The 26,860-nt window shown below is 65.0% G+C and carries 23 protein-coding genes and 1 tRNA gene; 11 read left to right on the forward strand and 13 right to left on the reverse strand.

Annotated features, from left to right (window positions below; all coding sequences use genetic code 11):
- Positions 1–5 precede the first annotated feature (5 nt).
- Together VFA60_13655 and metH are read left to right on the forward strand one after the other, a co-directional pair.
- On the forward strand, positions 6–377 hold the full coding sequence (locus VFA60_13655; protein HZQ92835.1) for a carboxypeptidase-like regulatory domain-containing protein: 372 nt from the start codon (positions 6–8) through the stop codon (positions 375–377).
- Between the two features lie 205 nt (positions 378–582).
- Complete coding sequence (gene metH / locus VFA60_13660) at positions 583–4,086, forward strand: methionine synthase (GenBank protein HZQ92836.1); 3,504 nt, start codon at positions 583–585, stop codon at positions 4,084–4,086.
- Between the two features lie 54 nt (positions 4,087–4,140).
- Here the strand turns inward: metH and VFA60_13665 are convergent, their stop codons facing one another.
- From VFA60_13665 to tadA, 3 genes are all read right to left on the reverse strand, one after another.
- The gene (locus VFA60_13665; protein ID HZQ92837.1) at positions 4,141–6,981 is read right to left on the reverse strand and encodes a protein kinase; all 2,841 of its coding nucleotides are present in this window, start codon (positions 6,979–6,981) and stop codon (positions 4,141–4,143) included.
- Positions 6,982–7,068: 87 nt separating this feature from the next.
- Positions 7,069–7,158, reverse strand: a tRNA-Ser gene (locus VFA60_13670).
- Positions 7,159–7,360: 202 nt separating this feature from the next.
- Positions 7,361–7,807: a tRNA adenosine(34) deaminase TadA gene (gene tadA, locus VFA60_13675; protein ID HZQ92838.1), complete on the reverse strand. Its 447-nt coding sequence runs from the start codon at positions 7,805–7,807 to the stop codon at positions 7,361–7,363.
- 286 nt (positions 7,808–8,093) lie between these two features.
- Here tadA and VFA60_13680 point away from each other — a divergent pair, with 286 nt between their 5' ends.
- The 3 genes from VFA60_13680 to VFA60_13690 all read left to right on the forward strand — a co-directional run bounded on the left by VFA60_13680 (position 8,094) and on the right by VFA60_13690 (position 10,921).
- A complete protein-coding gene (locus VFA60_13680) occupies positions 8,094–9,101 on the forward strand; it encodes a hypothetical protein (protein HZQ92839.1) in 1,008 nt (335 codons plus the stop codon).
- Positions 9,102–9,620: 519 nt separating this feature from the next.
- Complete coding sequence (locus VFA60_13685) at positions 9,621–10,154, forward strand: polymer-forming cytoskeletal protein (protein HZQ92840.1); 534 nt, start codon at positions 9,621–9,623, stop codon at positions 10,152–10,154.
- A gap of 56 nt (positions 10,155–10,210) precedes the next feature.
- Positions 10,211–10,921, forward strand: coding sequence for an SAM-dependent methyltransferase (locus tag VFA60_13690; protein HZQ92841.1), 711 nt, complete (start codon positions 10,211–10,213; stop codon positions 10,919–10,921).
- Positions 10,922–11,001: 80 nt separating this feature from the next.
- Here the strand turns inward: VFA60_13690 and VFA60_13695 are convergent, their stop codons facing one another.
- From VFA60_13695 to VFA60_13715, 5 genes are all read right to left on the reverse strand, one after another.
- Positions 11,002–12,132: an NAD(P)/FAD-dependent oxidoreductase gene (locus tag VFA60_13695; GenBank protein ID HZQ92842.1), complete on the reverse strand. Its 1,131-nt coding sequence runs from the start codon at positions 12,130–12,132 to the stop codon at positions 11,002–11,004.
- A complete protein-coding gene (locus VFA60_13700; protein HZQ92843.1) occupies positions 12,081–12,782 on the reverse strand; it encodes a methyltransferase domain-containing protein in 702 nt (233 codons plus the stop codon). Before VFA60_13700 ends, VFA60_13695 begins: the two co-directional genes overlap by 52 nt.
- A gap of 115 nt (positions 12,783–12,897) precedes the next feature.
- Positions 12,898–14,685 (reverse strand): ABC transporter ATP-binding protein, encoded by a 1,788-nt coding sequence (locus VFA60_13705; protein HZQ92844.1) that lies wholly within the window; start codon positions 14,683–14,685, stop codon positions 12,898–12,900.
- A gap of 176 nt (positions 14,686–14,861) precedes the next feature.
- Positions 14,862–17,222: an LPS export ABC transporter permease LptG gene (gene lptG / locus VFA60_13710; GenBank protein HZQ92845.1), complete on the reverse strand. Its 2,361-nt coding sequence runs from the start codon at positions 17,220–17,222 to the stop codon at positions 14,862–14,864.
- A 60-nt stretch (positions 17,223–17,282) separates the two neighbouring features.
- Positions 17,283–17,744, reverse strand: coding sequence for a carbonic anhydrase (locus VFA60_13715; protein ID HZQ92846.1), 462 nt, complete (start codon positions 17,742–17,744; stop codon positions 17,283–17,285).
- A 197-nt stretch (positions 17,745–17,941) separates the two neighbouring features.
- Between VFA60_13715 and VFA60_13720 the strand changes: the two genes are divergently transcribed.
- The 5 genes from VFA60_13720 to VFA60_13740 all read left to right on the forward strand — a co-directional run bounded on the left by VFA60_13720 (position 17,942) and on the right by VFA60_13740 (position 21,141).
- Positions 17,942–18,364 carry a metalloregulator ArsR/SmtB family transcription factor gene (locus tag VFA60_13720; GenBank protein ID HZQ92847.1) on the forward strand — a complete coding sequence of 141 codons (423 nt, stop codon included), beginning with the start codon at positions 17,942–17,944 and terminating at the stop codon, positions 18,362–18,364.
- Between the two features lie 47 nt (positions 18,365–18,411).
- Complete coding sequence (locus VFA60_13725; protein ID HZQ92848.1) at positions 18,412–18,603, forward strand: hypothetical protein; 192 nt, start codon at positions 18,412–18,414, stop codon at positions 18,601–18,603.
- Positions 18,604–18,702: 99 nt separating this feature from the next.
- Complete coding sequence (gene miaB, locus VFA60_13730) at positions 18,703–20,034, forward strand: tRNA (N6-isopentenyl adenosine(37)-C2)-methylthiotransferase MiaB (protein HZQ92849.1); 1,332 nt, start codon at positions 18,703–18,705, stop codon at positions 20,032–20,034.
- A gap of 194 nt (positions 20,035–20,228) precedes the next feature.
- Complete coding sequence (locus VFA60_13735) at positions 20,229–20,714, forward strand: bifunctional nuclease family protein (protein HZQ92850.1); 486 nt, start codon at positions 20,229–20,231, stop codon at positions 20,712–20,714.
- 100 nt (positions 20,715–20,814) lie between these two features.
- Entirely contained in the window at positions 20,815–21,141 is a 327-nt protein-coding gene (locus tag VFA60_13740) for a hypothetical protein (protein ID HZQ92851.1), read from the forward strand.
- Between the two features lie 145 nt (positions 21,142–21,286).
- Here VFA60_13740 and VFA60_13745 read toward each other — a convergent pair whose 3' ends face one another.
- On the reverse strand, positions 21,287–21,478 hold the full coding sequence (locus VFA60_13745) for a hypothetical protein (protein ID HZQ92852.1): 192 nt from the start codon (positions 21,476–21,478) through the stop codon (positions 21,287–21,289).
- 189 nt (positions 21,479–21,667) lie between these two features.
- Positions 21,668–22,621 (reverse strand): tRNA pseudouridine(55) synthase TruB, encoded by a 954-nt coding sequence (gene truB / locus VFA60_13750; protein ID HZQ92853.1) that lies wholly within the window; start codon positions 22,619–22,621, stop codon positions 21,668–21,670.
- Between the two features lie 102 nt (positions 22,622–22,723).
- Between truB and VFA60_13755 the strand changes: the two genes are divergently transcribed.
- Positions 22,724–23,431, forward strand: coding sequence for a rhomboid family intramembrane serine protease (locus tag VFA60_13755; GenBank protein ID HZQ92854.1), 708 nt, complete (start codon positions 22,724–22,726; stop codon positions 23,429–23,431).
- 52 nt (positions 23,432–23,483) lie between these two features.
- Here the strand turns inward: VFA60_13755 and ftcD are convergent, their stop codons facing one another.
- From ftcD to VFA60_13770, 3 genes are all read right to left on the reverse strand, one after another.
- The gene (gene ftcD / locus VFA60_13760) at positions 23,484–24,977 is read right to left on the reverse strand and encodes a glutamate formimidoyltransferase (GenBank protein ID HZQ92855.1); all 1,494 of its coding nucleotides are present in this window, start codon (positions 24,975–24,977) and stop codon (positions 23,484–23,486) included.
- 125 nt (positions 24,978–25,102) lie between these two features.
- Positions 25,103–25,699, reverse strand: coding sequence for an acyloxyacyl hydrolase (locus tag VFA60_13765; GenBank protein ID HZQ92856.1), 597 nt, complete (start codon positions 25,697–25,699; stop codon positions 25,103–25,105).
- Positions 25,700–25,910: 211 nt separating this feature from the next.
- Entirely contained in the window at positions 25,911–26,657 is a 747-nt protein-coding gene (locus VFA60_13770; protein HZQ92857.1) for a YebC/PmpR family DNA-binding transcriptional regulator, read from the reverse strand.
- Positions 26,658–26,860: the final 203 nt, after the last annotated feature.

Consider the following 26,860-nt stretch of genomic DNA (forward strand, 5'->3'; position numbering starts at 1 on the left):
TTGCTGTGCGAAGGGTCTTCATCCCCGCCGTCCTGCTGCTGGTCGCGGCACTTGCCTATGCCGACAAGAAGGACCAGAAGCAGTACTCCGACCTGAGCTTCACGGTGCTGCGCGATTCGGGCAAACCGATCCGCAATGCGGCGGTCATCCTGCATCCGGTGAACAAAGACGGCAAACAGGAGCACGGCGGGCTTGAGCTGAAGACCAACGCCGACGGCAAGGCGGAGATCAACAGCATCCCGTACGGTAAGCTGCGCATACAGGTCATCGCGCCCGGCTTCCGCACTTACGGCGAGGACCACGAGATCAACCAGCCGTCGCACGAGTTCAACATTAAGATGGAGCGGCCCAAGGAGCAATACTCCATCTACAAGTAAGGTTTCACGTTGCGCGTTTCCCGGAAACCGGTCCCAACCAGCTCTGGTATGATGATGCGGTGATCGACGCCCTCCGAATGCGGCTTCAGTAACGCGCACCCCACGCGGTCGCTGCCGTCTGTTTTTCAATCGTTGCGAAATCAGGAACTCCCCCGGGCGCGCTCCGCATTCAGCCACGTTCCACGCGATAGACTAAAGGTGAAAGATGCCGGACTTTCTCAAGACCGTCGCTGAGCGCGTCGTCATTTACGACGGCGCCATGGGCACCAACATTCAGTTCCGCAACCCCACGGTGGACGACTACTGGGGCAAGGAAGGATGCAACGAGCTTCTGGTGCTCTCGCGGCCCGACATCATTGGCGACATCCACGCCGACTTCCTGCGGGTGGGCTGCGATGTGGTCGAGACCGATACCTTCGGCGCCACCCGCATCGTGCTCGGCGAGTATCAGCTCGAAGACAAGGTCGCCGAGATCAACATCGCCGCGGTGAAAGTGGCGCGCGAAGCCGCCCAGCAGTTCTCCACGCCCGACAAGCCGCGCTTCGTGGCCGGCAGCATCGGCCCGACCACCAAGCTGCCGTCGCTTGGCCACATCGGCTTCGACGCGATGGCCGCCGCCTTCGAAGAGCAGGCGCGCGCGCTCATCGAGGGCGGCGTGGACGTGCTGCTCATCGAGACCTCGCAGGACCTGCTCCAGGCCAAGTGCGCCCTCGCCGGCGTTTTCGACGCGATGAAGGCGACGGGCAAGCGCCTGCCGGTCACCGTTCAAGTAACACTTGAAGCCACAGGAACCATGCTGCTGGGCACCGAGATCGGCGCGGCGCTCACCGCGCTCGAGCCCTACGACATCGACATCGTTGGGCTGAACTGCGCCACCGGACCGCGCGAGATGAACGACGCGATCCGCTACCTCTGTGACAACTCGACCAAGCACGTTTCCTGCCTGCCCAACGCCGGGCTGCCGCAGAACGTGGGCGGACGCGCCGTTTACCAGCTCACGCCGCAGGAGTTGTCCGAGTACCACGCGCGCTTCATCCGCGACTACGGCGTGCGCATCGTGGGCGGATGCTGCGGCACCACGCCCGAGCATCTGAAAGCCGTCGTTGACGCCTGCGCGAACCTGCACCCGCACCAGCGCGACGTGCACCCCGAAGCTGCCGCGTCTTCGGCCTACTCCAGTGTCCCTCTCGATCTCGATCCCAAGCCGCTCATCGTTGCCGAGGAGATGAACACCACCACGCAGCGGGCCGCCTTCCGCGACCTGGTGCGCGCGCAGAAGTATGACGACATCCTCGCGCTTTCCAAGAAGCTGGTGAACGAAGGCTCGCACATGCTCGACCTGTGCTGCGCCATCGTGGGCGAAGACGAAAAAGGCTACATGAACGGCATCCTGGAGAAGATCGCCACGCGCGTGCCCGCGCCCGTGCTGGTGGACTCCACCGAAGCCGACGTCATCGAAGAGGCGCTCAAGCGCATCCCCGGCAAAGCGATCATCAACTCGATCAATCTCGAGGACGGTGAGAAGCGCACGTCGCGCGTGCTGCCTGCCGCCAAGCGCTACGGCTCGGCCGTCATCGCGCTCACCATTGACGAAGCCGGCATGGCGCTCACCGCGGAGAAGAAGATCGCCATCGCGCATCGCATCTTCGACCTGGCGACGGGCAAGTACGGCATCCGCCCGCAGGACCTGATCTTTGACGCGCTCACCCTGCCCATTTCCACCGGCCAGCAGGACTACCGCACTGCCGGCATCGAGACGCTCAAGGCGGTCGAGCGCATCAAGAAAGAGCTGCCCGAGGTGCACACCATCCTCGGCGTGAGCAACATTTCCTTCGGCCTCGACGCGTACCCGCGGCGCGTGCTCAACAGCGTCTTCATGCACGAGGCGGTGAACCACGGCCTCGACATGGCCATCGTGAACTACGGCAAGATTTATCCGCTCTACAAGATTCCCGAGGCGGAAGTCGAGCTGGCGCGCCGCCTCATTTACTTCGACACCTCGAACGGCGATCCGCTCCAGGCCTACATGCAGTTCTTCGCCGGCCAGGGAAAAAAGGTGGAGAAGAGCGAAGTGCGCGCCGAGTCGCTCAGCGTGGAAGACAAGCTGAAGTTCTGCATCATCAACGGCGAAAAATCCATCGGCTCGGGCTCGCACAAGCAGTCGCTCGAGCAAGTGCTGGAAGACGCGCTCACTTCGTACTCGCCGCTCGACCTGATCAACACCGTCCTGCTCGACGGCATGAAGACCGTCGGCGACCTGTTCGGCGCGCGCAAGATGCAGCTGCCTTCGGTGCTCGACTCGGCTTCGGTGATGAAGCAGGCCGTCGCCTTCCTCGAACCGAAGATGGAAAAGGCCGCAGGATCGCAGAAGGGAACCATCGTGCTCGCCACCGTGAAGGGCGACGTGCACGACATCGGCAAGAACCTGGTCGACATCATCCTGTCGAACAACGGGTATCGCGTGGTGAACCTCGGCATCAAGCAGCCTGCCGACCACATCATCGCGGCCGCGCAGGAGCACAAGGCCGACGCCATCGGCCTCAGCGGCCTCCTGGTGAAGTCCACGCTGGAGATGAAGTACGTCATCCAGGACCTGGAGCGGCAGAAGCTGTCCTTCCCGGTGATTTGCGGGGGCGCTGCGCTGACGAAAAAATATGTGGAACACGACCTGCGCAACGAGTATTCGTCGGCCGTTTTCTATGCCGACGACGCCTTCGCCGGCCTCCACCTGATGGACGATCTCACCTCGCCCAACGGACGCCGCGAAGCGCGTCTCGCCGAAGGCCGCACCGTGAAGGAGGCGCGCGCGGCCGCCGCCACGGCGACGGCAGCCGCACTCGCGGGCGAAGCTGCCCCCGCCGACGCGCCGCAAGCGCCCGCGATCGCCATTCCGGCCGCACCCAATATCCCGCAGCCGCCTTTCTGGGGCGCGCGCGTCAAACGCGACTACGATTTGCGCGAGGTCTTCCGCTACATCAACCTGACGGCGCTTTTCAAGAACCAGTGGCAGCTCAAGACGGCGTCGCAGGAGGACTACGCGCGCCTCGTCGAAGAAAAATTCAAGCCCGTCCTGCGCCAGCTCGAAGATGAAGTGATCGCCTCGGGATGGCTCGAGCCGCGCACCGTCTGGGGATACTGGCCCTGCCAGTCCGAAGGCAACGACGTCGTGATCTACGAGCCTGCCTCGTCTGACCAGAGCCCGAGGCGTGAAATCCAGCGCTTCACCTTCCCGCGCCAGAAAGAAGGCCGCCGCCTCTGCATCGCCGACTTCTTCGCCTCGAAGGCGTCCGGCCAGATGGACGTGATTGGCTTCTCGCTGGTCACGGTCGGCGATCGCGCCTCACACGAAACCAAGAAGCTGTTCGACGCCGGCGAGTACACGAAGTACCTGTACCTGCACGGTCTCAGTGTGGAGACGGCAGAGGCGCTGGCCGAGTATCACCACAAGCTAATGCGCGAGGAGCTGGGTATAGCCGGGGACGATGCCAGGGAAATCAGCGGCCTCTTCCACCAGAAGTATCGCGGCTCGCGCTACTCGTTCGGATATCCGGCCTGCCCAAATCTCGAGGACCAGACCAGACTCTTCGCCCTGCTCAAGCCCGAGGAGGCGGTCGGCGTGCGCCTCACCACCGGCTTGCAGCTCGAACCGGAGCAGAGCACCAGCGCCATCGTGGTGCATCATCCCAGCGCCAAATACTTCGTGGCTTAAGCGAGCAGTGTAGAGATGGCCAGCTGCGTCTGGCCGGGTCTTAGCAGCCTGCAGCTACTTCAGTTTCGCGTACTCCGCCTTGGCCTCGATGAGGATGGGGATATCGGGGTCGGCATTCTTCCACAGGGCAAAGAAGTCCTGGTAGGCGGTGCGCGCCTTGGCGGTATCGCCCTGGAGCGCGTAGGCGCGCGCCAGCCCTACCTGGGCCAATGGATGCGCCACGCTGCCGAAGTCAACGAACTTGCGGTCGAGTACCGTTTGGAATTCGGCGGCGGCGGCCTGGGCGTTCTTCTGCCGCAGGTAATAAATGCCGCGCATGTAGTTGGTCTCGACGCCCGCTTTCTCGTAGGGACGGGCGGTCTCCAGCTCCTGCACGGCCCGCAGAGGATCGGAAGCCAGCGCGGCGCGCACCTCCGGCGCAACCAGCTTGTTGATCAGCGTGTCCTCGGGGTGCTCGGCTAGGACTTCTCTCAACAGCCCTTCAGGCCGCTGCTTCTCGCCAAGCCAGGCCAGCGTCAAGGCGACGGGCACGCGCACGTCGCCTTTCGGGTCCTTCTTCAGGCCCTCCTCGGCGAACCGGCGCGCGGTTGCGTTCTGGCCGAGCAGCGCCGCTCCGAAGCCGGTCCCGGCCAGCAGGGTGGCCACCACCGGAGGACCTCCGTTCTGCTCCGCCATCTGTGCCGCCTGCCGCTCTAGCGCAATCGCCTCCCTCAGCCTGCCGGCGATGGCCGCAGTCTGTGCCCTGAACGCGACCGCGTTGAACTCGGCCGGCTTGCCCTTGATCCATTCTTGTTCACGCTGGAGAGCGGCCGTATCGCCCTTCAAGTACGCCACTGACGCAATCAGGCCGTGCACGGTATCGGTATCCAGGCGCCGTGCCACCGCCTGGTCCAGTACGGCGCTGGCTTCGTCCAGGCGGCCGAGAAACATGTAGGCCGCCGCCACGTTGATGACCGGCAGCGAATGGTTGGGCTCCAGGCGCATCGCTTCCTGCGCCTCCAAGAGCATGTTCGGAAAGTCGCCGATGCTGCTGTACATCACCGCCAGGTTGTTGTGCGGCGACCAGTCTCGCGGGTAGGTCTTCGTCCAGAGCTGGTAGGCCTCGATGGACTTCGGCATGTTGCCCAGGACGCCGTCGTAGTAACGCGCCGTGATGTACAGCTTTTCCAGCTCGCTCACGCGGTCGCGCAGATCGAACGCCCGGGTCAGGTTTTCGCGCGAGAGCTGCCGCAGGCCGCTGTTACCATAGGCGGCGCCCATGCGCGCATACGCCAAGGCGAAATTGGGATCGAGTTCCACCGCGCGCTTGTAGAAGGGAATTGCGGGCAGATCACCCTCGCGCTGCCGCCTCTCTTCGCCCATGGCATACGCCTTCAGCGCCTCCAGCGATGACGTCGTGGTGTCATCCAGCGGCTTGCTCGTTGCCTTGATCGAGCTCAGCGACTCGCCCAGGTTCTCGCGCAAATCCGAAGCCGCCGTGTGCAGCGCCGCCAGCACTTTTTCCTTCGACGCCGCCGGCTGCTGCCGCTGCGTGATGGTGTCGCCGGTGGATGCGTTCAGCGCGCTCAGCGTGACCACGTACTGGCTGCCCAGCGAGGCGATCGAGCCGGTCAGGTACGCCTTGCTGCCGGCGCGTTGCGCCAGCTCGCGCGCCACGTCGCTGGTCAGGCGCTCGTCGGGGGAGCGCCCCATCAGCCGCAGCGTCTGCCGCACGCGCGAATCGCTCAGCACGCTGAGGAAGGGCGACTGCTGTAAGTCCACGGCAAGCGCCTGGCGCAGCGTGCCGTCGAAGACGGGGTCGCCGGTGGTGTTCACGAAGTCGGCCAGCACCAGCGTGTCGCGTTCGCTCAGCGCGCGCGCCTTGCGCGAGTTCAACAAAAACGCGCCCAGCGCGATGATGGCGATGACCGCCGCCGCGATCCCACCCCACAGCATTCCCTGCCGCGGCGCCGCAGCCAGCACCGAGGTGAAGCTCCTTCCCGACTCCTGGCGCTGCCGCGGCGGCCCCACAGCGGACACAGCCCCCGTACGTCCCGAGTCGGTGTCGCGCTTCAGCCGCTTCAGATCGGCGCGCAGCTCCGACGCCGACTGATAGCGCAGATCGCGGTCCTTCTCCAGCGCCTTGTTGATGATGCGATCCAGTTCCGGCGGCAGGTCGGGATTCAGCCGCGCCACCGCCGCCGGCGCCCGGTTCAGGATCGCTTCGAAGATCACCGCCGACGTGCCCCCGTGAAACGCCACGCTGCCCGTCGCCATCTCGTAGATGACCGCGCCGAAGCTGAAAATGTCGGAGCGCGGGTCGAGCTCTTCGCCGCGCGCCTGCTCCGGCGACATATACGCCACCGTGCCGATCGCCGTGCCCGGACTGGTCAGGTCGCGCGTCGCCGGCGACGTTGCCATCTCGGCCTGCGAGCCGTGCGGCTGTCCGCTCACCTTCGCCAGCCCGAAGTCGAGGATCTTGGCCTGCCCGCGCCGCGTCACGAAGATGTTCGCCGGCTTGATGTCGCGATGAATGATGCGCTCGGCGTGCGCCGCGTCGAGCGCGTCGGCAATCTGAATAGCCCAGTCGAGCAGTTGCTCGGAGCGCAACGGCTTGCCGTCAATGCGGTGCTTGAGCGTCTCGCCCTCGAGCAGCTCCATCACGATGAACGGCCGCCCATCCACCTGCCCGATATCGAAGATGGTGCAGATGTTGGGATGGCTCAGCGCCGAAGCCGCCCGCGCCTCCCGCTTGAACCGCTCCAGCGAGTCAGGATCGGTCGCGAGTTCTTCGGGCAGAAACTTGAGCGCCACCTTGCGGCCCAGGTTCAGGTCCTCGGCGCAGTACACGACACCCATCCCGCCGCCGCCAAGCTTCTCCAGGACCTTGTAGTGGGAAACGGTTGTGCCGATCATTCGGGCCGCTCGCCGTCATGGTATGGGCGGGGGCGGGGGAGGGTCAAACGAAGCCCGCCCCTCCGGCGACAATTTCTGCAGACCATATGGCGGAGAGGGAGGGATTCGAACCCCCGATACCCTTTCAGGTATGGCCGCTTTCGAGGCGGCTCGTTTCAACCGCTCACGCACCTCTCCGCGCCAGGGAAGGGACGATCGGCGGACGTGCCGCCGGTTGCGGTTGCTGTTTTCATGATAGCAAATCTGCTTTTGTCCGCGGCTGGACATGCCGATGTGACGGCGGCGCGGGCGAGGTCGCCCACACGGTCCGTGCTCTCCCTGCGTTCGGTGGTCGGTATCGAAGGGCGAGGCCGCCCGTCGCTCCATTGCGCGGGGCAGTTTATCGGCGGGCGTGAAAGAAATTTTGCAGCATTTCGGCGCTGCGCGCCGCCAGCACGCCGCGCGTGACCTCCACGCGATGGTTCAGCGCGGGATGGTTCAGCACCTGCATCACCGACTGCACGGCGCCGGCCTTGGGATCGTCGGCGCCATAAATCAGCCGCCGGATGCGCGCGTGCGTAATTGCGCCGGCGCACATCGCGCACGGCTCAATGGTGACGTACAGCTCGCACTCCAGCAGCCGATGATTGCCCACCGCCGCGCCCGCCTGGCGCAGCGCCGCCATCTCGGCGTGCGCGGTGGGATCGTTGTCGCTCAGGTTGCGATTGCCGGCGCGCGCCACGATGCGTCCGCCGAGCACCACCACCGCGCCGACCGGAACTTCTCCGGCCGCCTGCGCGCGCGATGCTTCGGCCAGGGCCTCGGTCATGTAGAGTTCGTCGCTCATTCGTCCCGATCCGTCGCTCCCGCTGCTTCCGGCGGGAAGGATACCTTAGGGATGAGCCAGGGATGGGCCCTCGCCGGCCGGCTGCCCGCGCACACCGCACGGGCAGCAACTCTGAATATGCATTATCTGCTCCGTAAACGGCTGCACGGGCACCCTGGGCCTGTTTCCAAGGTCTCTCGGCGGGGAAACCCCCCGTTAGTTACCAATCTCTAACTACGGAATGGCGGCGCCTGTTCCCAGGGGCCGGCCAAGGCCCCACGGGCAGCAAACGTTCGGAGGAGATCGAATGAAACGAGCGATATTGTTGGCTTCGATACTGCTGCTGGCGTCGGCGGTAGCGCTAACGCAGCAGCCCACGAGTCCGGGCACGACGCCGGACCAGACACAGTCCCAGCAACCTGGTAGTCAGCAGCCGTCGGCTGCGGGAACGCCTGCGCAGGGTGCGCAGACGATCCAGGGCTGCCTCAGCGGCTCCAGCGGCAATTACACCATCACCGATAAAGCAACCGGCACGACCTACAAACTCTCCGGCAGCGACGATCAGCTGAAGGCGCATGTCGGCCATCAGGTCGCCATCAGCGGCAGCCTGAGCGGCGCCGGCGCAACCGGCACCGAGACCCAGCCCAGCAGCACCGGTCCGGAAAAGACCATCACCGTGCAGTCGGTGCAGATGATCTCGGAGACCTGCAGCGGCGCCGGCTCCAATCCGCAGAGCGACATGAGCGCTGCGGCAGGCGCGGCAACTGGTGCGGCCGCCGGCGCTGCCACCGGCGCAATGACCGGCGGCAGCGAGGCCGCCAACCAGGCGTCGAGCGCAGCGTCGCAATCGGCGCAGCAGGCCACGCAGCCGGCAACGGGCGCCGCGCCCGACCAGACGGCTGCTGGACAGACGCCAACTGCGCCGGGCAGCACGACCGGCACAACCGCTGCTCCCGACACGACTGGCCAGGCGGCCACATCGCAGCCGGGCGGCACCGCGGCCACGGCGCCCTCGACCACCACCGCGCCCGATACCAGCATGAGCGCGCAGTCGCAGACTCCACCGTCAACCACGCAACCGAGCACGACTGCTCCTGACCAGACTGCGCAGCCGAGCACGACGGCCCCCGATCAGACTTCGAGCCAGACGGCCCCAAGCCAGACCGAGCCTTCCGCCTCGCAAGCCACGCCTGCCCAGGGCGCAGCCGGCCAGAAGGCAAATGGCCTGCCTCAGACGGCCAGCCCGCTTCCGCTGTTGGGGCTGCTCGGCCTGGGCTCGGTGGCCACTGGCCTGATCGCGCGCTTCCGCAAGTAGCGCGGCGCGCACGCTGAGCGACTGTCGGTTGGAACGCAGGCGGGGCCCGCCCTGGAGATGTGCGGGCCCGCATGCGCGAATCCTGCGGCGGTCGCTTTTGTTTTGTGGGGGAAACTGCTCGCGAAGGCCTTTTCCTCGCCGCCCCGGTGTACCGGGCAATGATCGCCCAATCCTGTTCCCATCTACTGGCAAGGTTGACAGCTCCCCGGGGGGCACCGCCAGAGGGCCCCACAAGGTCCTGTCCCCCTGTGCAAAACCCCTTAACAACTTCCTTAACTAATTCATTGCTGCCGTAACCCGGCTTAGGTTACAGTGCGCTTAAGCTATTCCGTTCCGACAGGTTGCAGACTTGTACGTGGCGCGGAACGGGTGTGGCGCGCGCGATGTTGCGGAGGCGTGACCATGTGGAGAACTCGGAAGGAAGATGAGCGGCCCGCGCCGCCGGCAACTCCGGCGCCCGCACCTGCCGCCGCTCCCGTTGTCCCCGCAAAAGTAGTTCCCGCCAAGGAGGCTGCGCCAATGGATCCGGTAAAAAATGATAACTACCGTCCCGAGATGGCCCACATCGGAAAATCGGTGCTGGTGAAAGGCGAACTGTCGGGCAGTGAAGATCTGTATCTCGACGGCGAAGTCGAAGGCAGCATCGAGCTGCGCGGACACAGCCTCATCATCGGTCCGCACGGGCGCGTGCGCGCCAACATTCACGCGCGCGACATCGTCGTGCACGGCAAGGTCGAAGGGAACGTGCGCGGCACCGATCGCGTGGAGTTGAAAAAGAGCGCGATCCTGATGGGTGACATTTCCACGCAGCGCATCCTCATCGAAGACGGCGCTTACTTCAAGGGCGGCATCGAGACGCAGAAGGGTGACGCCAAGGCCGATGGCGCCAAGCCCGAAGCGAAGGCTGCGTCGGCGAGCACTTCGTCGTCGAGCGCGTCGCCGGCCGTGGCGTCATACAGCAGCCAGGGCGCAAGCGCGAGCACGGCGACGGCGCACGCCTCATCGCCCACGGCGCAGAATGTTCATCCGTCGCTGTTGGAGAAAAAGTATTAGGAACGCGGCGCTCTGCCGGGCGCCACTTCGTCCAGGGCCCTTAAAGGTTTAGTTGAATGAGTTCCGTTACCAGTAACATTTTTCGGCTCTTTCGTGGTGACGCCAGCCCGTCGCCGGCGGCCCTGGCGGCCCAGCCTGCCGTCAGCGAACGCATCCCGCGGCGCTCCTCCGGGTTCGCCGAATTTGCCCGCGCCATCGCCGGTCGCGACAGCCTGTGCGTGCTCGATCTCGGGCCCACGTCGCCGGCCAACATCACCCACCTCACCGGCCTCGGACACCGCTCCTACAACGAAGACGTGCTGCTCGCCTCGTTCGATTCCAGCCTGGCGATGACGTCGCCCGAGGGCAAGCCGACGCTGAACGCGCAGAAATTTCTGGCCGACAATCTTGCCTACGAGCGCGAGCTGTTCGACGCCGTCCTGCTCTGGGACATGCCCGACTATCTGCACGAGTCGTTGGTCAAGCCCGTAGTCGAGCGCCTGCATTACGTCATGAAGCCGGGCGGCGTGCTGCTCGCCTTCTTCCACACGCGCGACGCCGGTCCTGACGCGCCGTTCTACCGCTACCATATCGCGCCCAAAGACGGCCTGAGCCTTCAGCCGGTTTGGAAGCCTATGGACGGCCTCGCCAACGGGCGCCGCACGCCTATGTTCCGCCTGCAACGCGTCTTCAACAACCGGCACATCGAAAACCTGTTCCGCGACTTCGGCTCGCTGAAGTTCTTCCTCGCCCGCGACAACGTGAGGGAAGTGCTGGTGGTTCGCTGATATCGTCCGCTATCAGTACAATCTAGTGTCCTTGGTGCGCCCTTCGAGTCCTTTGGGTGAAGGGTCTTGACTTCCATCGTTCACAGCCGCGCCCTCGTCCTGCGCAGCATCGCCTCCGCCACTCCCGGCAAGCGCAGCGCTTTCACCACCGGCGCGCGCAGGGGAGGGGGCATTTCCAGCAGCCGCCGCAGCCGCCGCGCGTTGCGAAACGCCGGCGCAAACCGCCGCCGATACTCGCGCGCGTAGCGCTCCGCGCCTCCTTCAATGCAACATCCGCCTGCCAGCGCACCCGACGCGAGCGCGATTGCAATTCCGTCACCCACAAACGGATCAATGAATCCCGCCGCGTCGCCGGCGAGCAGGACGCCGTTTTCGTCCACCGGCCGCGGCGTGCCGAAAAGGAGCGGCGATGTCGTCACCGGCCCCATCACGGGCTGCCAGTCGCGCGCCGCAGCGGCCAATGCCGGATGCAGCGCCAAGGCCTGTGCAAGCGACGCGGCCGCACTCGCATCCACCAGGGCGCACGCGTTCAACAGGACACCGATGCCATCGGGCGACAGCACCGGCTGCACGCCGCAGTAACCTCCGCGAAAAACGTAGAGCGTGGTTGTGCCTGCAAAGTCGGCGATGTTTGGCGCCCGAAAATGCGCTTTCAGACCCAAGAGCCGCGCCTTGCTGCTCCGCGCGCTCACGCCCGAAACCCGCGACCAGCGCCCGCTGGCGTTGATCACCGCCGTGGCAGAGAATTCTCCAGCGCTTGCCGCTACGCGGAACCGGCGCCCATCGGGCGCGACGCGTTGCACCTCCACCTGCTGCCGCGCATCCGCACCCGCGCGCGCTGCAGCATCCCACAGCAGCGCATCCAGCTGATACCGCGAAACGCTCAGCGCCGGCGGCCGAACCGGCGCCTCCAGCACATCGCGAGCGAAGACGACCCTTGCCCGCTCAATCCTCGGAGCCGCCTGCAACGCGTCTTCGCTCCCCAGCAATCCACGCAGAATGTTCAACGACTCCGGCGACACAAACTCGCCGCACACCTTGTGGCGAGGCAGCCCTCCGCGCTCGAGCAGGAGAACGCGCGCGCCATCGCGGGCGGCAGTGATCGCGGCGCTCGATCCCGCCGGCCCTCCGCCGGCCACGATCACGTCGAAGCGCTCGCTCATCTTTGCTCGCGCTCCGAAGGCGGCGCGATCGCCGGCCACTTCTTCCATGCGACCACACCCATGCGAAACGGCCAGGCGCGGGCAATCTCAACCCGCGCGGCCGGTGTGTTCCCGAGCATCGCGCGCACTTCATCCATCGTGTACGCCCGCCGCACCGAGGCCGGGCCGTCATGTCGCGTGAGCCGGCTGCGATACAGCGGCATGCCGGCGTACACCAGCGCCAGATGCGCCCAGCTTCGCCGTAGATCGTTGATCAGCACCGCCACGCGCGCCACGCGCAGCGCCTCGCGCACGAACCTGACCACCTCACCCGGCTCCAGGTGATGGACGAACAGGGAACAGCTCACCACGTCGAAGCTGAAGTCGGAAAACGGAAGGGCCATCGCGTCGGCCACCACAGCGTTGGCCGGCTCCGGCAGATGGGTCTCCGCGCGGTCGCTGATGGTCACGCGCAACTTCAACCGGCCGCGAATCGCGGCCGCAACCGCCAGCGGGACGTCGCCCGACCCGGAAGCCACGTCGAGCATGCTGAGCGAGCGCGCGCCCGTCGCCCGCGCCACGCGCTCCACCAGCCGTCGCATCGTTCGCGTCCCGCCAAAGTATTTGTTGATCCAGCGCAGATCGGCCAGCGACGCGGCCACTTCGGCGGGCGTACCGGCGTCGCTATCGAGCAGTTCGGGCGTGACGGAGCGGCGCATGGGAGCACTCAGCAGTCAGCACTCAGCATTCAGCCCCTGCGTATTCGTGCTCAAGGGCTCGCAAGCAACACCACGAGCATACAAGGGCTGAATGCTGACTGCTGAGCGCTGATTGCTAAACTTCCGCCAGCTCTTCTTCGAGCAGCTGCTTGTTGTACAGGTCGGTGTAGTAGCCGTTGCGGGCGATGAGCTGCTCGTGCGTGCCCAACTCCACGATGCGGCCGCCGTGCAGCACGGCGATCTGGTCGGCGTTGCGCACGGTCGAGACGCGGTGCGAGATGAAGATGGTCGTCCGCCCTCGCATGATCTCGCGCAAGTGGTTCAGGATTTTCTCTTCCGTGTAGGTATCCACGCTGGAAAGCGCGTCATCGAGGACGAGAATTCGCGGGTTGCGGATGAGAGCGCGCGCAATCGCCGTCCGCTGCTTCTGGCCGCCGCTCAGGGTGATACCGCGCTCGCCCACCATCGTCTTGTACTGCTCGGGAAAGCCCTCGATGTCAGACGCAATGCTGGCGCCCTCGGCGGCGCGCCGCACCTCGTCGTCGCTGGCCTCCGCCGCGCCGAATGCGATGTTGTCGCGCACCGTGTCGCTGAACAGGAACGTCTCCTGCGGCACAAATCCAATGTTCCGTCGCAACGTCTCCAGTTTGTAGTCCGTGATCGGCCTGCCGTCGATCAGCACGCTTCCAGGCGGTGCGTCGTATACACGCGGAATCAGATTCACCAGCGTAGATTTTCCAGAGCCCGTGGGTCCCACAATGGCCAGGCTTGTCCCCGCCGGGATCGCCAAATTGACGTCGTGCAACACCTCCACCGGCCCCGACGTTTTCGCGTTGCCGTTGCCGGCCGCGTTCACCTGCGGTGCGCCGCTGTAGGCGAAACTCAGGTTGCGGAACTCGATCCGGCCTTCGATCGGCAGCTCCTGCGCCCCGGGCGCATCGGTCACCTCCGGCTGCTCGCGCATGATCTGGTCAATGCGTCCCAGTGACGCCGTGCCGCGCTGGAAAATATTGATCACCCAACCCAGCGCGATCACCGGCCAGGTGAGCTGCACCATGTACACCATGTACGCCACGAACTTGCCTGGCGTGATGTGCCCAAGCAGCACTTCGCGCCCGCCCATCCACAGCACCACCACCATCGCAGTGCCCAGAAGCAGTTCGAGCGTCGGCCACAGCATGCCCATCAGCCGGGCCAGCGGCAGGCTGCGCTGAATGTACTCGTCGTTCGCCGCCTCGAACCTGGCGATCTCGGGCGCCTCCTGCGCGTAGGCGCGAATCACGCGCACGCCGCTGAAGTTCTCCTGCGTATGCGCCGAGATTTCGCTGAACATCGCCTGGATGCGCTCGAAGCGCTGGTGAATCTGCGTGCCGAAGTACTGGATCACGATGCTGGCGATCGGCAGCGGCAGGAAGGCGTAGAGCGTGAGCTTGGGGCTGATCGCCACCATGAACACGAGCGCGCCCACGGTGAACACAATGGTGTTGGCGGTGTACATGATCGCCGGGCCGAGCAGCATGCGGACGGCGTTCAGGTCGTTGGTCGCGCGCGCCATGATGTCGCCGGTGCGCGTGCGCTGATAAAACGAATAAGACAATTGCTCCAGGCGCCGGAACAGGTCGTTGCGCAGGTCGAACTCCACCTCGCGCGAGATGCCGATCACAACCCACCGCGTCAGGAACTGGAAGATGCCCTTCGCCGCCGCCAGCGCGATCAGCAGCAGGGAATAGGTGACGATCTTCTGCTGCGTGATGCCCGACGTCAGGTCGTCCACCGCCCGCCGGATGACCTGCGGAAACAGGATCCATATCCCGTTCATCAGCAGCACCGACACGCCGCCCAGAACGTATCCCCAGATGTATTTGCGGAAGTAAGGCGCGAGTGGCTTCAGGCTCTTGAACATCGGATCAGTTGTCAGTTGCCGGTTGTCAGTCGCCGGTTCTGAACTTTGGATGATTTTAGCAATTGGCGGGATTCGAGTCTGTTTGCGGTTGCCGATGCGCCTTCGTGGCCTGCGTGCCCTTTGTGTTTTGCTCTCGCCTTCGACTTTACGTGAAACTCGAAGCGCGAAACGTCTTCCTATGTCGGCACCTTCAATGTCAGGTAGCCTCCGCCCAGCGCGAACAGAATGTCGGGCGACCAGGCCGCCAGCGCCGGCGGCAACTGGTTCACGTTACCCATCGCCTCGAACAACCCTGACGTCACCCAGTACACCACCGCGATGCCGATCGCGGTCGCCACGCCCGTCAAGGCGCCGCGCCGCCCGGCGGATAACGAGAAGGGAACCGCCAGCAACGCCATGACGAGCGTGATCAGCGGAAACGCCAGCTTTTTGTGGAGCTGCACCCGCAGTCGCACCACGTCGAAGCCGCTCTGCTGCAGGTCGTGGATGTACTGCTCGAGCTCGGTGTAGCTCATCTCCGACGACTGCTTCACTTCCTTCTTAAAGTACGTGGGCGGCTCGTTCAGCTCGGCGAAGGTGGCCACGTCGAACGTCTTGTACTCCTCAATTGCTTCGCCCCGGAAAGAACGCTGCCAGCCCTGCTCGAACACCCACTTGTTCAGCTCCGGCTCCCAGTGGGCGCGCGCCGCAAAGACCCGCCGCGTGATGGCGAACGTCCTGGGATCGAACTCGAACGCGGTGATGTTGCCGAAGCGGTTCCGGTCGGGATCGTAGAACTGGTAGTAGTAGATGGTGGAGTGCTCGCCAAAAATCCACTTGCGGTCCGGACGCAGATACGTCTGCGCGGGCTTCCCCTTGATTCGGTTGAAGAGCGTCTCCTGCCGCTTATTAAAGCGCGGCAGGTACAACTGGTCGAAGAAGAACAGCCCCGTCGCCAATACGGCGGCCACCACCAGCACGGGCACAATGACGCGGTAAATGCTGATGCCGGTCGCCTTCATGGCTGTGATCTCGTTGGCGCGCGCCATCAGCCCGAACGTCACCAGCACCGCGATCAGCACCGCCATCGGCGTCATCAGGTAGAGCATCGAAGGCAGCACGGTCAGCAGGTACTCGCCCAGCGTTGCCAGCCCGACGTCGTTTTTGAGCACGTCCTTGAAAATTTCAAAGAAGGTGAACACCAGGGTGAGCACCAGGAACGCGGACAGCACCATGCCCACGTATCCGGCGAACTCGCGGAGCACGTAGTCGTCCAGGATCTGCGGGAACTTGGTGCGCAGGAATCGCGCCCGGCGCATGGCCCGCTCCCAGGCACCGCCGCGTCCGGTCGTGGCCGGCGCCACGCGTGCTACCTGTTCGCGCAGCCACGCGGGGACGGCGCGCAGCCACGCCAGCTCCAGAGGACGCCGGTCGGTGTGCCACAGCAGCCACGCGCCGGCAACGACGAACACGGCGTTGGCCATCCAAACGCCCGGCGCCGGCGGAACCTTGCCCTGGCGCGCCAGCGCCAGCCCGGCGAGTGTGGCGAAGTAGTAGATGAACACCAGCGCGATGGTCAGCACGAAGCCGGTGCTCTTGCCGCCCTTGCGCGCCGAGAGTCCCAGAGGGATGGCAACCAGCGCCAGCACCAGGCACGCCGTGGGCAACGCCAGCCGGCGGTGAAACTCGATCTCGTACCAGCGCGCCTCCGCCGGCGACGAGCTGCGCGCCCGCCGCATCAGCTCGCTGGTCGGGAGCTCGGCCGTCGGCACCGTATCGCGCTCCTGCCGGTTCGAGCCGGGCAGCGGCAGCGGAATGTCGGTCGCCGAGAAGGTCGAGATGGCGTACTCATGCGGCGCCTTGAGCTGTGTCTCGTGCGTGGAGCCGTCTTCCAGATGCAGGCGCAGCGCCGGGCTGCCGTTCGCGGCAGCCGGCGCCCGGGCCCGCTGCTGCTCGGGCTGCTCGAGCGCGATGCCGTGACGCGCCAGCGTAATCTTGGGCGCGGCCGCGTCGCTCACGTCTGCCAGGAAGATGCCCTTCCACTCCGCCGCGCCGCGGCTCACCGTCGCGTCCTGCACATAAAGGACGTAGTTGTGCAGGTCTTCGTAAAAAACGCGCGGCTGCACTTCGAACGTCGCCTGCGAGCTCTTCAGCGATTCCTGCAGCTGCGTAAAGGCTGCCGCCGCCCGCGGCGCCACGTACAGGTTGTTCACCGAAGCCAGCAGCCACGCCGTGATCGCGAAGAGGGAAACAATCCGAACGAAGGCGCCCGTGCCGATCCCCGAGGCGCGCATCGCCGTGATCTCGCTGTCGGCCGCCAGCCGGCTCAGGCCCAGCAGGATCCCCACCAGCACCGCCAGCGGAATCGTCACGTTGAATGCCGCCGGCAGGGTGAACAGAAAGATTTCCGCCACGCTGCGCGCCGAGGCGCTGTTGCGCACCACCAGCTCCAGGATGCGGCCCACGTCGCGCATGAACACCACGAACGTGAACAGCGCCAGCCCGATCAGGGCGTGCGAGACCACCTCGCGCAGGATGTAGCGGGTAAGGATGCGCACTTAGGGCATAGTTTCAGGCCCGCCGGGGGGAAGTGCAAGCGTGGCGCCGTTTCGGCAGTGTCAGTCAGCCGCGATGGTCAGCGGCTTCAGCGTCAGGATGCCGTCGAAGGTTACGAAGTAGCACTCCACGCTGAGCCCGGGAAACCTTGATTCCAGCAACTCCGCGGCCCGCCCCAGGTCAATCTTGTGCCGCCCCTGCTCCAGCACCGGATCGCCGCCAAACGCCGCCAGTCCTCCATAGGTCGCGCAGTCGGAGTGACTCATCAACACCGCGCGCCGAGTCTGGTGTAGGCGTATGGACATCCGGAACTGCTCCAGGATGAACTCCTGCTCGAAGGGATTGCGCGGCGAAGCGAGCGTCCGCGCGCCGCCCGCGACCACGATCATGTCGGGCCGCAGAATCCCCTCGCGCTCCAGGAATTTGCTGACGACGCCGCGAAGACGCGCATCGAAGCAGCACAACACTGCCGCATCGGCCACGTACTGCTCCGTGGGCGAGTTGAAGTCGAGCACCTTGCGCATAGTGGTTCAGATTATAGAGAGGAACCCCCGGTTATCGCCGCCGCCATGAAGACCGGCCGTGCGGGTGCGCGCACCGCGCTTACTTTACTGATGATAATGCTACACCCGCGGCGCCACCAAGCCCGCCACGGCGCGCTCGCGGTTGAAGGATTTCCCGCTTGACAAACGGTGTGCTGTAACCGTATGGTTACGTCATTATGCGGAACCGTTCGGTTACGTATTCAACGGGCCGCCGCCGCGCTGCGCCCGGGCAGAGGGCGCTGGCCGCGGCCCCTGCCGCCGTCTTCGCCGCGCTCGCCGACCCAACCCGCTGCGCGGTGCTCGACCTGCTCCGCGCCGGCGCGCAACCGGCGGGGCAGATCGCGCGCCGCTTTCCCGTGTCTCGCCCGGCCGTCTCCAAGCACCTGCGCCAGCTCCGCCGGGCGCACCTGGTCGAGGAGCATCGTGCCGGACGCCAGCGCCTCTATCGTCTCAACCCCGAGCCGCTCAAGCTGGTCGATCACTGGCTGGAGTCGTACCGCACGTTCTGGAGCGCCAACCTGGCCAGCCTGAAGGCCTACGTGGAAGCCAACCCGGAATCGCACCCGGCGCGCCGCAAACGCCGCCGCGGAGATCTCTGATCCACAAAACGAAACCTCAACTCGAAAGGAAGAAGGGAAGAACGCCCATGAAACCGACCACCGCACTCGCCATCCTGGTCCTGGGAAGCGCCGCGTTCTGCGCGGCCGCCGACGCAAAATCCGCCGTCACCATCACGCCCGCGCAGGCCGCCTTCGAGCAGATGAAATCGCTCGCCGGCGAATGGCAGGGCAGGAACAGCAAGGGCCAACCGTCGCGCGTCACCTACCGCGTCGGCTGACTTGGCTTGCCTTTACAGACGAAGAGCTCCTTTCTGGCCTCGGCTGCCTCCGCGGCTTGCCATTCACCCTGCATCCAACGGTTTATACTGGGCACACGCATGTCCACCGCGCCCTCAAAAACGTTCTACATTGAGACGTTCGGCTGCCAGATGAACGCCCACGACTCGGAGAAGGTCGTGGGTACGCTCATCGAGCAGGGCTACCGACAGGTCGCGACCGTGGAAGAGGCCGGCCTGGTCTTCTACAACACCTGCTCCATCCGCGATAAGGCCGAGCAGAAGGTCTTCCACCGCCTGAACGACCACAAGCGCCTCCAGGCCGAGGGCAAGAAGTTCGCCGTGCTGGGCTGCGTCGCCCAGCAGGAAGGCGACAGGATTTTCGAGCGCGCGCCGCACGTCTCGCTGGTGTGCGGCTCGGCGTCGTACCGCAAGCTGCCCGAGATGCTCGTGCAGATCGAGGCAGGGAACTCGCGCGTCACCGGGCTGGACGACCGGCAGACCGACCAGACCTTCGAAACCGAGTTCACCGCGCGCACCAATCCGCACCGCGGCTACATCACCATCATCGAAGGCTGCGACAAGTTCTGCGCCTACTGCGTGGTTCCCTACACACGCGGCAAGGAGCGCAGCCGCACATCGGACTCGGTGCTCGCCGAAGCGCGCCGCATGGCCGGCCAGGGCTACACCGAGGTGCAACTCCTCGGCCAGAACGTGAATTCGTATCTCGATCCCAGCGGGCGCAAGTCGTTCGCCGAACTGCTGGCGGCGGTCGGGGAAGTCCCGGGCATCCGCCGCGTGCGTTTCACCACGTCGCATCCGCGCGACTTCACCCGCGACATCGTCGAAGCCATCGACGCCGTGCCTGCCGTCTGCAACCACGTCCACTTGCCGGTGCAGAGCGGATCGAACAAGGTGCTGCGCGCCATGCTGCGCCTCTACACCCGCGAGGAGTACCTGGAGCGCATCGCGTGGATCAAGGCCGCGCGCCGCGAGATCTCGCTGACCACCGACATCATCGTCGGCTTCCCCGGTGAAACCGCCGCCGACTTCGAAGAGACGATCGCGTTGCTGAGCGAGGTCGGCTACGACGGCATCTTCAGCTTCAAGTACTCGCCGCGCCCCAACACGCCCGCGCTCCAGATGCCCGACAGCGTCTCCGACGAGGTCAAGTCCGAGCGCTTGAACATTCTTCAGGCGCGGCAAAAAGACATCCAGCGGGAGCGCAATCTTCGCCACATGGGCGCGATCTATGAGGTGATGGTGGAGGGACACAATCCGGCCCGCGGCCAGTGGCTCGGACGCACGTCGCAGCACATGATGCTAAACTTCACCGCTCCCCCCGGCTCCGAGCCCGCGGTTGGCGATTACGTGGAGGCCAGGGTCACGGCAACCTTCCCCAACAGCCTCGCTGGAGAATTGGTGAGGCCGTAGCCTGGAAGGGGCGCGGCTTCCGCCGTGCCGATGCGAGCAGAGTTCTTGGGGACGCGGCGGGGGAGCGTAGCGACTGGGCGGCGGATCACTGCCGGGGCTTCCGCCCCGGGCAACGATGGAAGCGCGGGGCCTTGGCCCCGCGAACAGGAGCGTGCAGCAAAGGGGCTTTAGCCCCGGGGGCCAGGGAGTTCACGATGGAAGTCGAAATGAAAATTCGCGGCTTGATGATGGATCCGGTCACCAACATGCCCATCGTGATTCTCAAGGACACCAGCGGCGACGCCGTCCTGCCCATCTGGGTTGGCATCTACGAGGCGAATGCCATCGCCCTGGAAATCGAGAAGGTCGCCACGCCGCGCCCCATGACGCACGACCTCATCAAGAACGTGCTTACGGGCCTGGAGACGCGCGTCCACAAGATCGTGGTCAGCGAGTTGCGCGACGACACCTTCTTCGCCGTCATCTGGCTGGAGCGCGACGGCCGCATCATCAGCATCGACTCGCGCCCGTCGGACGCGCTCGCCCTCGCCCTGCGCGTCGATTGCCCCATCTTCGTCGCCGACGAAGTCCTCAAAACGAGCAAGAAGGCCGCCGAAGGCTCCGACCGCGTCTCCAGCGAAGAGCTCCGCAAGTGGCTCGAGAACCTGAACGACGAGGACCTGGGGCGATACAAGATGTAGTCGGCCGGGTCATCCGGTCGTTGAATATCGGACCAGTGTACCGACAGCAACGGCTGGATCGGGTTCAATGGCCCGATGCCCCGATGTTCAATCAGCCGGTATGCCTGATCCCTCCACCCAGCTCCAGCACCTCTACGCCGCCGGCTTCGACCTCCAGACCTTCGAGCGCTTTCCGCGGGCCGTAGGGGTGACAAGAGGGAATTGCATTGCCCTCGTCGAAGCCACACCCGAGGGCTTGCGGCTGATCGGTACGCCCGGCTGGCGCATGGGCGGCGCCGCCGGCGGCACGCTGGGCGTTCTGGTGGAGCGGGACGGCCGCCAGGTCTTCCAGGCCAAGCAGGAAACGGTCGAGGCCACTGCTGAGCGGCTGGCTGAACTCGCCGGGTTTCGCGCCGACCTGGAAAAAGCCCTATTGCCGTCGCCTTGAGGAGGCGCGCGACCGCGAAAACAGCCGCGTTTCGGTTCATTAACATAATATCCGTTATCGGACATGCGCCGCCCAGGGACCCTGCCCGTTATGTCCTCACGCGCAAGGGTAAGATCTCACCGCAGGTGCGGGTCCGCAGGCAGCCCTAGCGTTCCGCCTCAGCAGGGTTCTCAACCGCCACCTCGACCACCATCACGTTCCTCTGGAAGTCGAACCAGCTGTGGACCTTCAATGGCGGTGTAGACCCGCAGTCGTGCCTGGCGGCACGGACCTGATCGCGCATGGCCTCGGCGGTCGGGGTCTGGACTTCGTAATCGAGCTTCTTCCAACGTCCCATCACGGCCTCCTGGGATGCGCCTGGCTGCGCCTGCCGTGCTGGATCGCAACCTGCCTGCCAACACTAACTCGCTTATTTTCTGAGGGTATGCGCAGGGGATGAAAGCAATCTTTACGCAAGCTCAGGAGTTTTTTCGCGCTTTCCCGCATATTGGGAGAGACCCAGGCCCGCGTAACCGAACTACCCCGCTCACCGCTCCAGCAGCACAACCTTGGGGTGAAACAGCGTCCCGGCCACGCGGCTGGCGATGGCGATGATCTCGGCCTGCCCGCGGAAGACCTTGACCAGCGGCGCCTTCGACAGCTCCGGCAGATTGACGCTTTGTCCCGTGCTAATGCGCGCCACGTGCTCCTCGTTCGCCGTCACCGACGGCATGGCCGGCAGCACGCGCCGCGGGTGAACGAACAGGGAATCCAGTTCCCGGCCGCTGTCGTCGACGCGATTGCCGCGCGTGTCCTCGTCGTCGCGAGCATTGCCGGCGATGCGCTGCGCCGCCTCCGCCACCTGGGCCACCTGTTCAAGCGTGCGCGCGTCCGCCAGCGTAAACTCGGCCACCCGCGTGCGCCGCAGCGACGCCAGATGTCCGCCGCATCCCAGCTCCTGTCCCAGTTCGTGCGCGATCGATCGCAGGTACGTTCCGGACGAAACCGCCGCGCGGAAACGCACGCGGTCGCCCTCCACGCCGAGCACCGCCAGCTCGCTCACCTGCACCTGCACCGGCTTCAGCTCCACGTCCTTCTTCTTGCGCGCCAGCTTGTAGGCCGGCACGCCGGCAATCTTCTTGGCCGAAAACGGCGGCGGCATCTGCTCGATTGTGCCGCGAAACTTCCCTGCCGCCGTTTCCACCTCGTCGCGCGACACGCTCACCGCCCGCGTTTCGCCCACCGCATCGCCGGCCGCGTCATAGGTATCGGTGGCAAATCCCAGCCGGATCTCGCCCTCGTACGCCTTCTCGGCGGCGGTGTAGAACTGCGCCAGGCGCGTCATCCGCCCGACGACCAGCGGCAGAACGCCGGTCGCCATCGGATCCAGCGTCCCCAGGTGGCCCACGCTGCGCTCGCCGAGCAGCTTGCGCACGCGGCTCACCACGTCGTGCGACGTCATCCCCGCCGGCTTATCGATGACCAGGAAGCCATTCATCATTTACGATTTGACTGCGCCATTGACGATTCTAGCCGCAGGCCACCTGCTTCCTCTCTGCGGTCTTCAAATCGTAAATCGCAAATCGTAAATCCCAAGTCCCTCATGATTCCCATCCGCGACGACGCGCCGCGCACCGAGACGCCCTGGGTAAACTTCTTCCTCATCGGGATCAACACCCTCGTCTTCCTCTTCGAAGTCGCGCTCGATCCGCACGCGCGCTCCGTGCTCATGTTTCAATTCGGCGTCGTGCCCGCCAACGTCACCGGGCTGCTGGCCGGCGCGCGCCACGCCAGCGCCGAGGCCGCCCTGGTGCCCATCTTCACCTCCATGTTCCTGCACGCGAGCTGGCTGCACCTGATCGCCAACATGTGGGCGCTCTACATTTTCGGTGACAACGTGGAAGACCACCTGGGACACACGCGTTACCTGCTCTTCTATCTCGCCGCCGGCGTTCTGGCGTCCATCGTGCACACGCTCTTCAACCTGAGCTCCGCCATTCCCAGCGTCGGCGCCTCGGGCGCCATCGCCGGCGTGATGGGCGCCTACTTTCTGCTCTACCCTTCCGCGCGCGTCCTTACGCTGGTTCCCTTCTTCTTCATCTATTTCGTCTGGCTCCCGGCCTGGCTCGTCCTCGGGTACTGGTTTTTGGTCCAGTTCCTCTCGGGCGCCTCAACGGCCGTCGCCTACACGCAGGAGAGCGGAGGCGGCGTCGCCTTCTGGGCACATGTCGGCGGCTTCGTTGCCGGCGCGCTCATGATTAAGCTGTTTCCAGCCCGGCCGAAGCGGTATCGGTATTACGGCTGGCAGTAGTTCTCAGGCAATGCAAATGAAAAAATGCGAAGCGGATACTCTGCCGGGGTCTTCATTTTGCATTTTGCATTGTTTGAATTGCCCGCAGCCGCGCCCGCGTCTTCGCCACAAAAGCGCTGTCCGTCAGCGACTCCAAATTGATCTCCACGTTCGCCGCCGCGCCCTCGATCGCCGCGCGCGCCAGCGACGACGCCACCGTCAGGTCGCTGGCCATCTTCGGATTCGTGATCTGCCGCAGCTTTTCGACGAGCAGCAGCACTTCCCTGCCGCGCTCAGCCACGCCCAACGGCGTCTCAGACGCGCGGCGCGTTGCCGCCTGGATCGCCGCTTCGCCCGCCGCCGGTTCTTTGGTCTTCGCTTCCTTGAGGGCAGCCATCACCGCGCCGTAGGACGCGGCGTCGGCGTCCACTGCGGCCTTGAACTCTTCGCGTAGCTGCGCCAGGCGCGCGATCGCATCGCTCAATTCGCGCTCGAACTGCACATAATTCTTCTTGCCGCGCGACATGGCGGCGACCATGTGCGCCAGCGCGGCGGCCATCGCACCCGCGGCCGCTGCTGCGCTGCCGCCGCCGGGAGTTGCCGTGGGTGCCGCCAACTGCTCCACGAACGGCTCAAGGCCGGCGCGCAGTCCACCCACGGCCATCTTGCCGCCCATCACCGCCGCCAGGCGGTTCTCCAGGATCAGCGAGCTGTCGAAGTTCTCCACCTGCAGGAACCACTCCGCTGCGTCTTCCAGCGCCCGCTTGGGGATGAGCCCCACGATCTCGCTCGACAGCGGCTGCACGCCGTAGCGCTGCGCCTCGCGCCGCACGTATTCGAAGACGCGCGCGATCGGCGTCTGCTCGAAGTCGGTCAGGTTCATCGAAACCTGGGCCAGCCCGCGCACGCTGAATCCCGCCGCTTTCACGTAGCGCAGTCCGCCGGAAGAAAACCGCGTCGCCCGGGCGACCTTCTTGGCGATCTCCACGTCCCCCGTGTTCAGAAACACGTTGTATGCGATCAGAAATTTCCGCGCCCCGACCACCGTCGCGCCTGCCGTCGGATGCAGCTTTGCCTCGCCGAAATCCGGACGGCGCGCCGGGTTTTTCGGCACCTCGTCGCGCAGGCCCTCGAACTGCCCGCGGCGGATGTTCTCCAGGTTCTGCCGCTCGGGCGTCGTCGCAGCCGCCTCGTACAGGTACACCGGCACGCCGCAGCGCTTCCAGATCTGCTCGCCCACGTGCCGCGCGATCGCCACGCAATCTTCCAGGGTCAGGCCCTCGATGGGAATGAACGGCACCACGTCGGCGGCGCCCATCCGCGGATGCGCGCCGGTGTGCTTGGTCAAGTCAATCAGCTCCGCCGCCTTGCACACGCCGCGGATCGCCGCCTCGGCCACCGCGTCACGCTCGCCCACCAGCGTGATCACCGAGCGGTTGTGATCGGCGTCCATTTCGCGGTCGAGCAGATACACGCCGTCCATCTTCATCGCCGCGATGATGGCGTCAACTTTGGCCGCATCGCGGCCTTCGGAAAAATTGGGAACGCACTCAACGAGGGTGGACATGGGAATGAACCGGCAAGAATAGCAGTTCTGGAGGCCGAACCTTCACGCTCGGCGGGCGAGCACCGGCACAAAAGGCATCTCGGCTTGAAGCGAAACTCGAAACGCGAAACCCAACCCCTAAAAACCTATTTCTTCTTCCCCGATCTGCCGTTCCAGAAGATCAGCCCCACGCGTCCCTGGATAAAGTTCAGGCCCGGGTTCGGCAGTTGCAGGCTGGCGTTGGAGATGTGTACGTAGCGGATCGCCAGGTCGAGCTTCTTCGCCTCGCCCAGCGGGACTTGAAACCCGACCGATCCCTGTGGACTGAAGTTCACCGTGTTGATCCCGGGTGGAACGTTTTTCGGCGTGAACAGCGCGCCGCCCGCGATCTCCACGTAAGGCGTGTACTTGCCGATGAAGTTCCACTTCAGCACCGCGCCGTTGAAGCCGCCGCCGTAGGTGTTGTTGTTCACGCCGGGCTGCCACAGGTACTGCACCGGCACGACGTCGAACGCGTATTCGAAGTTGCCGCGCAGGGGGCCGCGCCCGTGCGGGCCGAACACGATCCAGCCCAGGCGCACGCCCGTGCTGATCATCGAGGTGTCGGCGGAAAATCCGCCGCTGATGCCGTGTCCGCCAGACGTCCACACGCCGAACTCGCGGGCGCCGCGCCCGAACTCGCCGATGTTCTGCGCCCACGCACACGGGCCGAACAGCAACATAAAAAGGAAAGCTTTTTTCATGTATGAAGGAATTTATCAGGCTCGCGCCGCGCGATGTGAGCGAAATCCGCAGGCGTTCCGCCAGTATCACTCTTTGCGGGGTCGTCCTGAGCCCGCGTTGGTTGCGGGACCAGGACCCTGTGCACTGTACTCCCAGCGACAAAAAAACGCGGGCGCCTTTCCGCCCGCGTTGCGTCCTGGCTGGGCCGGCAGCCGAGGACCGATGGCGCTTCTAGCTCGCCACTTCCTCCAGCTGCTTCGCGTCCACGTCGAAGTTGGAGTAGACGTGCTGCACGTCGTCGTGGTCTTCCAGCGCCTCGATCAGCCGAATCATGTTCCCGGCCTGCTGCCCCTCGAGCTTGATGTAGTTCTGCGGCACCATCGTCACTTCGGCGGCCACGGTCGGGATGTTCTGGCCCTTTACCGCCGCGAGTACGCCCTCGAAGCTGCCCGGATCGGTCAGGATTTCCCAACTCTCGCCGTCATCGCGCAGGTCTTCCCCGCCCGACTCCAGCACAATGTTCATCAGCGCGTCTTCCGGTGCCGCCGACTTGGGCACCACGATCGAGCCCTTCTTGTGGAACATCCACGCCACCGCGCCCGCCTCGGCCATGTTGCCGGCGTTTTTGGTGAACACGTGCCGGATCTCGCTCACCGTCCGGTTGCGATTGTCGCTGGAAATCTCCACCAGCACGGCCACGCCGCCCGGGCCATAGCCCTCGAGCGAAAACTCTTCGTAGGTGGCGCCGGGCAGCTCGCCCGTTCCGCGCTGGATGGCGCGCTTGATGTTGTCGGCCGGCATGTTCTCGGCCTTGGCCGCCGCCACGGCCGTGCGCAGGCGCGGGTTCTTGTCCGGGTCGCCCCCGCTCTTGGCCGCCATGGTGATTTCCTTGATCAGGCGAGTAAAAATCTTGCCGCGCTTGGCATCCAGCGCGCCCTTTTTATGCTTGATGGTGGCCCATTTTGAGTGGCCAGACATGACGAAACCCCTTTTTTCGCGCGGACCTACGGCGCGCCAGCGGAAGGATGTTGAAGACGGAATTATAGCATTTACGATTTAGGATTTACGATTCGAAAGAGACTGCCGAAGGGAAAGCCCTTCCAACGATGGTGTTCAATTCCGCAGTTCGGCCGTTCTCATAATTCGGTAGTGGATGACCTGATTTCCGGTCACGAGTCTGA

It is taken from the genome of Terriglobales bacterium, from assembly GCA_035651995.1.
GTDB lineage: Bacteria > Acidobacteriota > Terriglobia > Terriglobales > Acidobacteriaceae > DASRER01.